14 protein-coding genes are annotated in these 12,273 nt (G+C 65.2%); 9 read left to right on the forward strand and 5 right to left on the reverse strand.

Annotation, left to right across the window (positions count from 1 at the left end; genetic code table 11):
* Positions 1 to 10: 10 nt before the first annotated feature.
* From sucD to mdh, 4 genes are all read right to left on the reverse strand, one after another.
* Positions 11 to 895 (reverse strand): succinate--CoA ligase subunit alpha, encoded by an 885-nt coding sequence (gene sucD / locus QMG28_RS00115; protein WP_281840124.1) that lies wholly within the window; start codon positions 893 to 895, stop codon positions 11 to 13.
* A 4-nt stretch (positions 896 to 899) separates the two neighbouring features.
* Positions 900 to 1,640, reverse strand: coding sequence for a sulfotransferase family 2 domain-containing protein (locus tag QMG28_RS00120; RefSeq protein WP_281840125.1), 741 nt, complete (start codon positions 1,638 to 1,640; stop codon positions 900 to 902).
* A 12-nt stretch (positions 1,641 to 1,652) separates the two neighbouring features.
* Entirely contained in the window at positions 1,653 to 2,846 is a 1,194-nt protein-coding gene (gene sucC, locus QMG28_RS00125) for an ADP-forming succinate--CoA ligase subunit beta (RefSeq protein WP_281840126.1), read from the reverse strand.
* 300 nt (positions 2,847 to 3,146) lie between these two features.
* Positions 3,147 to 4,109, reverse strand: a complete 963-nt coding sequence (gene mdh, locus QMG28_RS00130) for a malate dehydrogenase (RefSeq protein ID WP_281840127.1) — start codon at positions 4,107 to 4,109, stop codon at positions 3,147 to 3,149.
* 161 nt (positions 4,110 to 4,270) lie between these two features.
* Here mdh and QMG28_RS00135 point away from each other — a divergent pair, with 161 nt between their 5' ends.
* The 5 genes from QMG28_RS00135 to QMG28_RS00155 all read left to right on the forward strand — a co-directional run bounded on the left by QMG28_RS00135 (position 4,271) and on the right by QMG28_RS00155 (position 8,498).
* Entirely contained in the window at positions 4,271 to 5,026 is a 756-nt protein-coding gene (locus QMG28_RS00135; protein WP_434784417.1) for a sulfite exporter TauE/SafE family protein, read from the forward strand.
* Between the two features lie 160 nt (positions 5,027 to 5,186).
* A complete protein-coding gene (locus QMG28_RS00140; protein WP_281840129.1) occupies positions 5,187 to 6,044 on the forward strand; it encodes an HpcH/HpaI aldolase/citrate lyase family protein in 858 nt (285 codons plus the stop codon).
* A 2-nt stretch (positions 6,045 to 6,046) separates the two neighbouring features.
* Positions 6,047 to 6,607: an NnrU family protein gene (locus tag QMG28_RS00145; protein WP_281840130.1), complete on the forward strand. Its 561-nt coding sequence runs from the start codon at positions 6,047 to 6,049 to the stop codon at positions 6,605 to 6,607.
* A gap of 36 nt (positions 6,608 to 6,643) precedes the next feature.
* Positions 6,644 to 7,678: a MaoC family dehydratase gene (locus QMG28_RS00150; protein ID WP_281840131.1), complete on the forward strand. Its 1,035-nt coding sequence runs from the start codon at positions 6,644 to 6,646 to the stop codon at positions 7,676 to 7,678.
* 7 nt (positions 7,679 to 7,685) lie between these two features.
* Positions 7,686 to 8,498 carry a DUF4344 domain-containing metallopeptidase gene (locus QMG28_RS00155; RefSeq protein WP_281840132.1) on the forward strand — a complete coding sequence of 271 codons (813 nt, stop codon included), beginning with the start codon at positions 7,686 to 7,688 and terminating at the stop codon, positions 8,496 to 8,498.
* A 48-nt stretch (positions 8,499 to 8,546) separates the two neighbouring features.
* On the opposite strand, the gene QMG28_RS00160 is transcribed toward QMG28_RS00155, so the two are convergent.
* The gene (locus QMG28_RS00160; RefSeq protein WP_281840133.1) at positions 8,547 to 8,708 is read right to left on the reverse strand and encodes a hypothetical protein; all 162 of its coding nucleotides are present in this window, start codon (positions 8,706 to 8,708) and stop codon (positions 8,547 to 8,549) included.
* 80 nt (positions 8,709 to 8,788) lie between these two features.
* On the opposite strand from QMG28_RS00160, the gene sdhC reads away from it, so the two are divergent.
* The 4 genes from sdhC to QMG28_RS00180 are packed head-to-tail and all read left to right on the forward strand — an operon-like array spanning position 8,789 to position 12,243.
* Positions 8,789 to 9,181 (forward strand): succinate dehydrogenase, cytochrome b556 subunit, encoded by a 393-nt coding sequence (gene sdhC, locus QMG28_RS00165; protein ID WP_281840134.1) that lies wholly within the window; start codon positions 8,789 to 8,791, stop codon positions 9,179 to 9,181.
* A 10-nt stretch (positions 9,182 to 9,191) separates the two neighbouring features.
* Positions 9,192 to 9,569 carry a succinate dehydrogenase, hydrophobic membrane anchor protein gene (gene sdhD, locus QMG28_RS00170; protein WP_281840135.1) on the forward strand — a complete coding sequence of 126 codons (378 nt, stop codon included), beginning with the start codon at positions 9,192 to 9,194 and terminating at the stop codon, positions 9,567 to 9,569.
* 10 nt (positions 9,570 to 9,579) lie between these two features.
* Positions 9,580 to 11,385: a succinate dehydrogenase flavoprotein subunit gene (gene sdhA, locus QMG28_RS00175; protein WP_281840136.1), complete on the forward strand. Its 1,806-nt coding sequence runs from the start codon at positions 9,580 to 9,582 to the stop codon at positions 11,383 to 11,385.
* A gap of 6 nt (positions 11,386 to 11,391) precedes the next feature.
* Positions 11,392 to 12,243, forward strand: coding sequence for a hypothetical protein (locus QMG28_RS00180; RefSeq protein ID WP_281840137.1), 852 nt, complete (start codon positions 11,392 to 11,394; stop codon positions 12,241 to 12,243).
* Positions 12,244 to 12,273 lie beyond the last annotated feature (30 nt).

Here is a 12,273-nt window from a genome sequence, read left to right on the forward strand (position 1 = left end):
TCGGACATTCTTACTTTCCGATCGCTTCCATCACCGCTTCGCCCAGCGTCGCCGGGCTGTCGGCGACGACGATGCCGGCCGATTTCATCGCCTCGATCTTCGATTCCGCATCGCCCTGACCGCCCGAGACGATGGCGCCGGCATGGCCCATGCGACGACCCGGAGGAGCGGTGCGCCCGGCGATGAAGCCGGCGACAGGCTTCCAGCGGCCCTTCTTCTTCTGGTCCTTGATGAACTCGGCCGCTTCCTCTTCGGCGGTGCCGCCGATCTCGCCGATCATGATGATCGAGGTGGTTTCGGGATCGTCGAGGAACATGTCGAGCACGTCGATATGCTCGGTGCCCTTGATCGGGTCGCCGCCGATACCCACGGCGGTGGACTGGCCGAGGCCCATGTCAGAGGTCTGTTTCACAGCTTCGTAGGTTAGGGTGCCTGAGCGGCTGACGACACCCACGCTCCCGCGCTTGTGAATATGGCCCGGCATGATGCCGATCTTGCAGGCATCGGGGGTGATCACGCCGGGGCAGTTCGGGCCGATCAGCCGCGAGGCCGAGCCTTCCAGCGCGCGCTTGACCTTCATCATGTCGAGCACCGGGATGCCCTCGGTGATGCAGACGATCAGCTCCATCTCGGCGTCGATCGCTTCGAGGATCGAGTCGGCCGCGAAGGGGGGCGGCACGTAGATCACGCTGGCATTGGCTTCGGTCACCGCCCTGGCTTCGTGCACCGAATTGAAGACCGGCAGGTTCAGATGCGTCTGGCCGCCTTTGCCGGGGGTGACGCCGCCGACCATTTTCGTGCCATAGGCAATCGCCTGTTCGGAGTGGAAGGTGCCCTGCGAGCCGGTGAAGCCCTGGCAGATGACCTTGGTGTTTTCGTTGACGAGAATTGCCATTGGGTCAGGTTCCTGTCTGGTTCATGTCTGCGGTGCGGGCCGGCCGGGGGTAGAACTCGGCAAGGAGATCGTAATCCGGCGCGAGCCGCGCCATGAGGGTTGCGAAGGCTTTCGGCGACAGGTCATTCACCGTCACCTTCAGCACATCGGACGATGCGTTGGAATTCGGCACCCGAAAGCGCTGCCCCGAGCGGGCGGAGACTTCGGATGCCATGTCGTCGATCTGATCAATGCGATAGATCGCGTCGAAGGCGGACAGATCGGCGCCGAGATAATAGCTGATCGGATGCGTATGGCTGCGGATCACGCCGAAGGCGGTGCGGTACTCGTCGAGCCGGGTCACGAACTCGTCGGCGCTGGGGCGCAGCGGCAGATCGGCAGGCAACGACCCGTCGCCCCGCATACGCGCCCGGAGCCCCCCGAAGATCCCGCCCCGGTCACCGGCATGCGCGGTGAGAAAGTCGCGCTTCAGCACCTTCGAGCTGTAGGCCGAGAGGATACGGGAGGCCGGATCGCGCACGACGGCGACCTTCCAGTAATCTTTCAGCCGCGCCATCTGCGCCGGGTCGAACCCCGCCGACCGGTATACCCGGTGGATGCTGCCCCTCGCCAGCCGGCCGCGCAGGCTGCGCCGGTCGAATGGGCGACCGTTCGCGAGCGCATACCACGCCCGCTTGATCGAGGTGCAGGCCACCTTCGGGATCGGCGTATAGGCCAGCTTGTATGCAGGGATCACGAGTGCCATGCGTCTGGCCGGTCAGCCTTTCACCGCTTTCACGATCTTCTGCGCGCCGTCCTTGAGGTCGTCGGCGGCGATCACGTCGAGGCCCGAATTGTTGATCAGCGCCTTGCCCTCTTCCACGTTGGTGCCTTCGAGGCGCACCACCAGCGGAACCTGCAGGCCGACTTCCTTCACCGCGGCAATCACGCCGTCGGCGATGATGTCGCAGCGCATGATGCCGCCGAAGATGTTCACCAGGATGCCCTTCACGTTCGGGTCGGAGGTGATGATCTTGAAGGCTTCGGTCACCTTCTCCTTGGTCGCGCCGCCGCCCACGTCGAGGAAGTTGGCAGGCTCCGCGCCGTAGAGCTTGATGATGTCCATCGTCGCCATGGCAAGGCCGGCGCCGTTGACCATGCAGCCGATCTCACCGTCGAGGGCGATGTAGTTGAGGTCGTATTTCGAGGCTTCCAGCTCTTTCGGGTCTTCCTCGGTGGTGTCGCGCAGCTCGGCAATGTCGGGGTGGCGGTAGACCGCGTTGCCGTCGAAGCCGAACTTGGCGTCGAGCACCTTCAGATCGCCCGTATCGGTCACGATCAGCGGGTTGATCTCGAGCATCTCCATGTCCTTGTCGGTGAAGACTTTGTAGAGCGTGCCCATCAGGCTCACGCATTGCTTCACCTGCTGGCCTTCGAGGCCCAGCGCAAAGGCGATGCGGCGGCCGTGGAAGCCCTGGTAGCCGGTGGCCGGATCGACGCTGAACGACAGGATCTTTTCAGGCGTCTTGGCGGCGACCTCTTCGATATCCATCCCGCCTTCGGTCGAGCAGACGAAGCTGATGCGGCTGGTCTGACGGTCGACCAGCAGGGCGAGATAAAGCTCGCGCTGGATGCCGGAGCCGTCTTCGATATAGATGCGGTTGACCTGCTTGCCGGCCGGGCCGGTCTGGTGTGTCACCAGCGTGCGGCCGAGCATCTTCTTGGCTTCCTCGGCGGCTTCCTCGACCGATTTGGCCAGGCGCACACCGCCCTTTTCACCGGCTTCGGCTTCCTTGAAGTGGCCTTTGCCGCGGCCGCCGGCATGGATCTGGGCCTTGACCACCCAGAGCGGGCCGTCGAGCTCGCTCGCCTTGGTCTTGGCTTCGTCGGCCTTGAGAACGACACGGCCGTCGGAAACCGGTGCGCCGTAGCTGCGAAGGAGGGCCTTCGCCTGGTATTCATGGATGTTCATGAACCTATCCCGTCTGCTTGCGATTGGCGGGACATATGCACGTCTCCCCTGCGCGGGAAACGGTTTTCTGCGTGGTTCGCGAAAATGCGCCGGATTTTCCCGCTTATGTGATCACGGCATCAAATTATGTGATCACAAACATGAATCGCGGCACCCTGTCGCAGCGGTGAGTCGGCGTTTCGCCCAATGTGAACGGGGTGCTTCGCCGTGAAACCGGGCCGGGGCGGTCGGGCGGCGGCCGGGCCAAAAGAACAGGCCCCCCGGTTGTGCCGGAGGGCCCGAATGTCTCGTCAGCGAGGATCAGGCAAGCGCCGGGTCGATGCCCTTGCAGGCTTCCACAAGGCCCTTCACCGCGTCGACCGATTTGTCGAACATCTCCTGCTCGTCCTTGCGCAGATTGATGTCGACCACGCGCTCGATGCCGCCGGCGCCGATGATCGTGGGCACACCCACATAGATCCCGTTCAGGCCCAGCGCCCCGTCGACCCAGGCCGCGCAGGGCAGCAGGCGCTTCTGGTCTTTCAGGTAGGCTTCGGCCATCTCGATGGCTGAGGCGGCCGGGGCGTAGAAGGCCGAGCCGGTTTTCAGCAGGCCGACGATCTCGGCGCCGCCGTCACGGGTGCGCTGAACGATCGCGTCGAGCTTGTCCTGGGTGGTCCAGCCCATTTCCACGAGGTCGGGCAGCGGGATGCCGGCAACGGTCGAGTAACGGGTGAGCGGCACCATCGTATCGCCGTGGCCGCCAAGCACGAAGGCGGTAACGTCCTTCATCGACACATCGAATTCGAGCGAGAGGAAGTGGCGGAAACGGGCGGCGTCGAGCACGCCGGCCATGCCGACAACCTTGCCGGCGGGCAGGCCCGAATATTGCTGCAGCGCCCAGACCATCGCGTCGAGCGGGTTGGTGATGCAGATCACGAAAGCATCGGGGGCATGGGCCTTGATGCCTTCGCCGACCGATTTCATCACCTTGAGGTTGATGCCGAGCAGATCGTCACGGCTCATGCCGGGCTTGCGCGGCACACCGGCGGTGACGATGCACACATCGGCGCCGGCGATGTCGGCGTAATCGTTGGTGCCCCTGAGCGCCGCGTCGAAGCCTTCGACGGGGCCGCTTTCGGCGATGTCGAGCGCCTTGCCCTGAGGGGTGCCTTCGGCAATGTCGAACAACACGACGTCACCGAGTTCCTTGATCGCGGCGAGATGGGCGAGGGTGCCGCCGATCTGGCCTGCGCCGATGAGGGCAATCTTGGGTCGAGCCATGAAAACTGTCTCCAGGTCTGGTTGGTTTCGCCCGCGTGGGTAAACCTGTCGCACCTCTTTCGCAAGCCCGCCGCGGCGCGGCATCGGCCCCGGCCGGGCTGGCATGTGCCGCCCGATACCGCTAAAGCACGTTCAATTGAGGGGCTTTGAGGGCGCATTGGATCATGGAACTCGATCTCACATTCTTCGCCGTGGCGATCCCCGCCGTGATCTTCTCCGGATTCTCCAAGGGTGGGTTCGCCGGCGGGGCCGCCTTTGCCTCGACGCCGCTGCTGGCGCTGATTCTTGAGCCGGGGCAAGCCATCGGCCTGATGCTGCCGCTCCTGATGATGATGGATGTGGCCGCGCTGAAACCCTATTGGAAGAAATGGGATGCCCCCGCGGCCACGGCGATGATCATCGGCTCGATCCCCGGTGTCGCGCTCGCCTCGGCGATCTATTCCTACACCGATCCGGATGTCTTCCGGCTGCTGATCGGCGCGATGTCGGTTCTGTTTGTCGGCTGGCAGATGGTGCGCCAGCTCGGCCTGTACCGTCCGGAAGCGCATCGCCTCTCGCTCGGGGCGGGGCGGATTGCCGGGTTCGTCGCCGGGTTCACCAGCTTCATCAGCCATGCGGGCGGGCCGCCCTCGGCGATCTTCCTGCTCTCGCGCGGGCTCGACAAGCTCACCTATCAATCCACCACGGTGATCATCTTCTGGGTGGTCAACGCGGTGAAGGCGGTGCCCTATGCCTTTCTCGGCATCTTCACGGCGCAGACATTGCTGGCCGATCTGCTGCTCGCGCCGGTCGCCTTTCTCGGCGTCTGGCTCGGGGTGCAGGCGCACAAGGCCGTGTCGGAGAAGTTCTTTTTCGGGCTGACCTATGTGATGCTGCTCGCCACCGGCACGAAGCTGATCTGGGACGCGCTGAGTTGAACGCCCGGGCGAGCGGCCCCCGCCGCCTTCAGGGGATGAAGGCGCAGGCTTGAACGCACCCGGCATTGGCCCGCCGCCGCTGCGCTGCGGCATTTTTCGCTTGCCCAATCGTGCGCGCCTATGATCCCTTGCGCAACAAAATTGCTGCACGGAGAGAATCATGACCCAGTCGATGCGCCCCTTCCGGTCGGTGCTGTACATCCCCGGCTCGAAGGAGCGGGCGCTGGACAAGGCCAGAAGCCTGCCCGCCGACGCCATCATCTTCGACCTCGAAGACGCCGTGGCGCCCGACGCGAAGGACGAGGCGCGCGTGACGCTGCGCGCGGAGCTCGACAAGGGCGGCTATGGCAACCGGGCCAGGCTGGTGCGGATCAACGGCTTCGACACGCCCTGGGGCAATGCCGATATCCAGGCCTTCCGCGGTGCCGAGGTCGACGGCATCCTGCTGCCAAAGGTCAATTCCGCCTATGATATCGAGACGCTGGCCGACATGATGTCGGACGTGGCGATCTGGGCGATGATGGAGACGGCATCGGGCGTGCTCAACGCCAAGGAAATCGCCGCCCATCCGCGCCTTGCCGGCATCGTGATGGGCACGAACGACCTGATCAAAGAGCTGGGCGCGCAGCCGGCGCCCGACCGCGCCGAGATTCAGACCGCATTGCAGCTCAGCGTGATCGCCGCCCGCGCCGATGGTGTGCCCATCGTCGACGGCGTGTATAATGCCTTCAAGGACGATGAAGGGCTCTGGAACGAATGCGATCAGGGCCGCCGGCTCGGCTTCGACGGCAAGACGCTGATCCACCCGGCGCAGATCGAGATCGCCAACAAGGCCTTCGCGCCCTCGGACGACGACCTTGATCTCGCCCGCCGCCAGATCGCGGCCTTCGAAGAGGCGGAGGCCGCCGGGCAGGGTGTGGCGGTGGTCGACGGCAAGATCGTGGAGAACCTGCATATCGTGACCGCCAAGGCGCTGATCGGCAAGGCCGAAGCCATCGCCGCGCTCGAAGGGAGCTGAACATGACGCTGCTCATCATCGGCCTCTTGCTGTGGGTGCTGTCTCACACGCTGAAACGGATCGCGCCCGGCCTGCGGGCGGCGCTTGGCGAGAACCGGGGCAAGGGGCTGGTCAGCCTCCTGTCGCTCGCCGGGATCGTGCTGATGGTGATCGGCTACCGGGGGGCGGAGACCGTGCCGCTCTACGCCCCGCTGCCCGGCACGGGGCATCTCAACAACCTGCTGATGCTCGTCTCGCTGTTCTTCTTCGGCGTGGGCGGGATGAAACCGGGGGTGGTGGCCACCAAAGTGCGCCACAACATGCTTACCGGCGTGCTGATCTGGGCGGTGGCGCATCTGCTGGTGAACGGCGATCTCGCCTCGGTGGTGCTGTTCGGCGGGATGACCGCCTATGCGCTTATGTCGATGGCGCTGATCTCGCGCGCGGTGCCGTGGCAACGTCCGGCGCGCGGACCGGCGATGAACGACGTGAAGGCGGCGGTGGGCGCCGTGGTGCTCTACGCGATCATTTCCGGCATCCATATCTGGCTTGGGCACAACCCCTTCCAGGGCACCTATTCCTGACCCGGCAGAGCACGAACATATAACTGGAGAGCAGCGATGGCGAAGACCAATTCGGGCCGTTTCTTTGAGGATTACCGCATTGGCGAGGTGATCGCCCACGCGGTGCCGCGCACCGTCGCGGGCGGCGAGCGGGCGCTCTATCACGCGCTCTATCCGGCCCGCCACGCGCTCTATTCGTCCGACGAGTTCGCCCGCGATTGCGGCCTCGACGCCAGCCCGATCGACGACCTCGTGGCCTTCCACATCGTCTTCGGCAAGACCGTGCCCGATATCTCGCTGAACGCGGTGGCCAATCTCGGCTATGCCGAAGGGCGCTGGCTGAAGCCGGTCTGGCCCGGCGATACGCTGCGCGCCGAAAGCCAGGTGATCGGGCTTAAGCAAAACTCCAACGGCAAGTCCGGCGTGGTCTGGGTGCGCACCCGCGGCTACAATCAGGACGACGAGGCGGTGCTCGACTATATCCGCTGGGTGATGGTGAGGAAGCGCGATCCCGACGCCGCCGCACCGGATACGCTCGTGCCCGATCTCAAGCCGGTGCTGGCGGCGCAAGACCTTGTGATCCCGGAGGGGCTCGACTTCGCCCGCTACGATTTCACCCTTGCCGGCGAACGCCACCGCTGGGGCGATTACGAGATCGGCGAGAGGATCGACCATGTCGATGGCGTGACCATCGAGGAAGCCGAGCACATGATGGCCACCCGGCTGTGGCAGAACACCGCCAAGGTACATTTCGACGCTACCAACCGGCCCGATGGCAAGCGGCTGATCTATGGCGGCCATATCATCAGCCTTGCGCGGAGCCTCAGCTTCAACGGGCTCGCCAATGCGCAGATGATCGTCGGGCTGAATGCGGGCGCCCATGCCAATCCCTGCTTCACCGGCGATACCGTGCGCGCCTGGTCGGAAGTGCTCGACAAGGCCGAGACGACCCATCCCGGCGTCGGCGCGATCCGGCTCCGGCTGGTGGCGGTGAAGCATGGCGCGCCGGCCTTCGCGCTCCGGGGCGACGATGGCAAATACCTTCCCGAAGTGCTGCTCGACCTTGACTACTGGGCGCTGATGCCGATGTGATCGGGCCATGCGCCGCGCCCTGCCCCTTCTTCTCGCCGCCATGCTGGCCCTGCCCGCCGAAGCCGGCGGCACCAAGGACGATTATGTCGCCAACCGCAACGACAGCGGCAGCGCCAGCCCCGGACGAGTGACCGGCACCGGCCACCGCGAAGATCCGGTGCAGCGCTTCGTCGAATCGAACATCGCGGAAACGCTTTATCACGAGCTCGGCCATATGCTGATCGACGTGCTGGAGCTGCCGGTCTTCGGGCCGGAAGAATTCGCCGTCGATCTCTTTGCCGTGGTGATGATGAACCGGATGCATGACGAAGATACGGTGGTGCGCATGGCCTATGATGTGGCTGCCGCCTATGATGCGGGGGCAGTGAAGGAACGCACCGCCGGCGATACCCCGGTGATGTGGGATGTGCACGGCTCCGACCGCCAGCGCTACTACAACCTCGCCTGCCTGATGTATGGGGCGAACCCCGATGCCCGCGCCGACCTGGCCGAAGAGCTTGGCCTGCCGGACGCGCGCGCCGATACCTGCGAAGACGAATATGCCCTGACGGCCCGCGCCTGGGGCCAGGTGCTCGACCGCATCGCCGCCGGGGCGCCCGGCGCCTCGCTGAAGATGGACTGGATGCTCGACGAATCCAGCCCCGTAACCCGTTACGTCGCCGCCGAGGTGGACCGGCTGAACTCGATCATGTCGCTGCCGGAGGAGGTCGCCGTGAGCGTGATCCCCTGCGGCGAGGTCAATGCCTTCTACGACCCGGGCCCGCGCGAGATCATCATCTGCACCGAGATGGCAGAGCACCTCGCCGCGCTGGCCCGATAGCCGAACCGGCTTCGCATGCCGCGGCTGCACAGCCGTTGCGCAACATATTCAAATATCGAGATTTCCAGTTATCCGGATTTCCGGAAAACCGGCATTCCGGGTTCCGCCCAACCGCTGCAGCGCGCAGCCCATTTCAATCGTGATCACGGCGCTGCTTGTTGTGATCACAAAAATGAAAAATCCGCTCCCGTTTCCGCTCACATGCGACATTTTCGCGCCCTCGGGGCGTGACACCGGGATGAATTTGATTATGCATGTGCAGAACCGCCAACAGTTCGAGAGGGCATGTCATGGCCGACGTGGAACAGGGCAACCGCCCGCTTTCGCCGCATCTCCAGATTTACAAATGGCCGATCAATATGGGGATGTCGATCTTCCATCGGGTCACGGGCGTCGCCATCGGCGTGGTTATCGCCTTCGTCGCGCTGTGGTTTTTCGCCCTTGCCTGGTCGCCCGAAGCCTTCGCCAAGGCGAATTGGCTGATGACCTCCTGGCTCGGCTGGCTGGTGCTCTTCGGCGGTGCGGTGTCGCTGTGGTTCCACTTCGTGAACGGGCTGCGCCACCTGGTGTGGGATACCGGCTCGTCCTTCGGCCAGAAGCGCGTGCGGCGCACGGCGCTCATCGGCCTTGTCTTCATGGTGATCCTCACGCTGGTCACCATCTGGGTCGCCGTCGCGGTGTAAGGAGAACGATATGCGTTACATGACCGACCGCAAACGCGCCACCGGCCTCGGCTCTGCCCGGTCCGGCGTTCAGCATTTCTGGGAGCAGCGCGTGAGCGCCATCGCCCTCGTCGTGCTGGCCCCGCTGTTCATCTTCCCGCTCGCCTACAACATGGGCGACAGTTACGAGGCCGTGCACGCGGCCTATGCCCATCCGGTGAACGCCACCATCGCCGTCGCCTTCTTCGTCACCGCCTTCCTGCATTTCTTCCAGGGCCTGCAGGTGGTGATCGAGGATTACGTGCACGGCCGCTGGGAGATCGTGCTGATCATCACCACGCGCCTGCTCTCCGCGCTCTTCGCCCTGATCGGCGTGTTCGCCATCCTGAAAATCGCCTTCACCGGCTGAGGTACCCCACATGGCTGCTTACGAATACGAAACCCATGAATACGACGTGGTCGTGGTCGGCGCCGGCGGTGCTGGCCTGCGCGCCACCCTTGGCATGGCCGAGCAGGGGCTGCGCACCGCCAACGTCACCAAGGTCTTCCCGACCCGCTCGCACACGGTCGCGGCGCAGGGCGGTATTGCCGCCTCGCTCGGCAACATGGGCCCCGACAACTGGCAATGGCACATGTACGACACCGTGAAGGGGTCCGACTGGCTCGGCGATACCGACGCGATGGAATACCTGGCCCGCGAGGCGCCGAAGGCCGTCTACGAGCTTGAGCATTACGGCGTGCCCTTCAGCCGCACCGAGGAGGGCAAGATCTACCAGCGCCCCTTCGGCGGCCACACCACCGAATTCGGCGATGGCCCGCCGGTGCAGCGCACCTGCGCCGCCGCCGACCGCACCGGCCACGCCATCCTGCACACGCTCTACGGCCAGTCGCTGAAAAACAACGCTGAATTCTACATCGAATATTTCGCCATCGACCTGATCATGTCGGACGACGGCGCGGTGCAGGGCGTGCTGTGCTGGAAGCTCGATGACGGCACCTTCCACCTGTTCTCGGCCAAGATGGTGGTGCTGGCCACCGGCGGCTATGGCCGGGCCTATTTCTCGGCCACCTCGGCCCATACCTGCACCGGCGACGGCGGCGGCATGGTGGCACGCGCGGGCCTGCCGTTGCAGGACATGGAGTTCGTGCAATTCCACCCCACCGGCATCTATGGCGCGGGCTGCCTGATCACCGAAGGCGCGCGCGGCGAGGGCGGCTACCTGACCAATGCCGAGGGCGAGCGCTTCATGGAGCGCTATGCGCCGCATTACAAAGACCTCGCCCCGCGCGATTACGTCTCGCGCTGCATGACGATGGAAATCCGCGAGGGCCGGGGTGTGGGCGCGCATGGCGATCACATCCACCTCAACCTGTCGCACCTGCCCGCCGAAGCGCTGGCCGAGCGCCTGCCCGGCATTTCGGAAAGCGCCAAGATCTTCGCTGGCGTCGACGTGACCAAGGAGCCGATCCCGGTTCTGCCCACCGTGCATTACAACATGGGCGGCATCCCGACGAATTACTGGGGCGAGGCGCTGAACCCGACCGCCGACGATCCCAACGCCGTGGTACCGGGCCTGATGGCCGTGGGCGAGGCGGGCTGCGCGAGCGTGCACGGGGCCAACCGCCTCGGCTCCAACTCGCTGATCGACCTCGTGGTCTTCGGCCGCGCCTCGGCGATCCGTGCGGGCCAGATCATCGAGCCGGGCAAGCCCAACGCGCCGGTCAATCTGGCCAGCGTCGACAAGGCGTTCGAGCGGTTCGACGGGCTGCGCCATGCCACCGGCGGCACCCCGACGGCCGAATTGCGCCTTGAGATGCAGCGCACGATGCAGGCCCATGCCGCCGTGTTCCGCACCGCCGATGTGTTGAAAGAGGGCGTCGAGCTGATGGAGGGCGTTGCCGCCAAGCTTGGCGATCTGCACGTCACCGACCGGTCGCTGGTCTGGAACTCCGACCTGATGGAAACCCTTGAGCTCACCAACCTCATGCCCAACGCGCTGGCCACGATCACCGGCGCCGAGGCGCGGCACGAGAGCCGGGGCGCCCACGCGCATGAGGATTACCCGACCCGCGACGACGACAATTGGCGCGTGCACACGATCAGCCGTGTCGAAGGCAACAAGGCCGAGCTCAGCTATCGGCCGGTGGTGCTCGATCCGCTGACGACCGAAGCCGAAGGCGGCATCAGCCTCGCCAAGATCGCGCCCAAGGCCCGGACCTTCTGAGCGACGATGGCCGCGAGCACGGGCATAACCGATCGGCGCGTGATCCTGCACCTTGGCGTGCAGAAAACCGCGTCGACCGCCCTGCACCACTTCCTCAAACGCAATGAGGAGGCGCTGGCGCCGCATCTGATGGTGCGCACGCCGCGTCAGGGCACGCCCACCCAGCGCATGGGCCGGGCGGCGGTGGATTACTCGCTGGAGCCGACCCCGGAGCGCGAGGCCGCGTTTGTCGCCTGCATCCGCGAGTTGCGCGACGAGATCCTTGCCGATGATCGCCCCGTGCTCGTCAGCCATGAGAACCTGCCGGGCGCGATGCTCGGCAATCCCGGCGTGACAACGCTCTATCCGATGATCGGGCAGCTGCTCGCGCTGCTCGACGCGCATCTTGCGCCGCTGGTGCCGCATTACGTGCTCTACACCCGCGACATGGCGGCCTGGAAAAGAAGCGCCTACAACCAGTCGGTCAAGACAGATGGCTATCCCCGCTCGTTCGAGGCTTTCCTGACCGAAACCGCCGAATGCGGCACCTGGGAGGGGCTTTCCGCGCGGATCGCCGCCCAGATCGGGGCGAGCCGGTTTACCCGTTTCCGCCTTGAAGACGAGGCCGACCAGCTTCGCCCCGGCCAGCAGCTTCTCACGCTGGCCGGTCTCGACGCCGCCACGCTGGCCGCGCTCGACCCGATCGCACATCGCCCGAACGAGAGCCTCGCCCCCGGCGCGCTCGAATTCATGCGCCTGGTGAACGAAACCGGGCTCGCCCCCGGCCCGCGCATGAAGGTGATGAGGCTCGTTATGAACAACCCGGCGCTCTTTGCGCCCGACCCGGACCGCGCCCAATCCCGCGAGGCCCGGACATGACCCGCATCAAACGCAGCCCCGGCGGCCAGC

Origin of the sequence: Sinisalibacter aestuarii (assembly GCF_027923545.1) — a bacterium.
Classification (GTDB): domain Bacteria; phylum Pseudomonadota; class Alphaproteobacteria; order Rhodobacterales; family Rhodobacteraceae; genus Sinisalibacter; species Sinisalibacter aestuarii.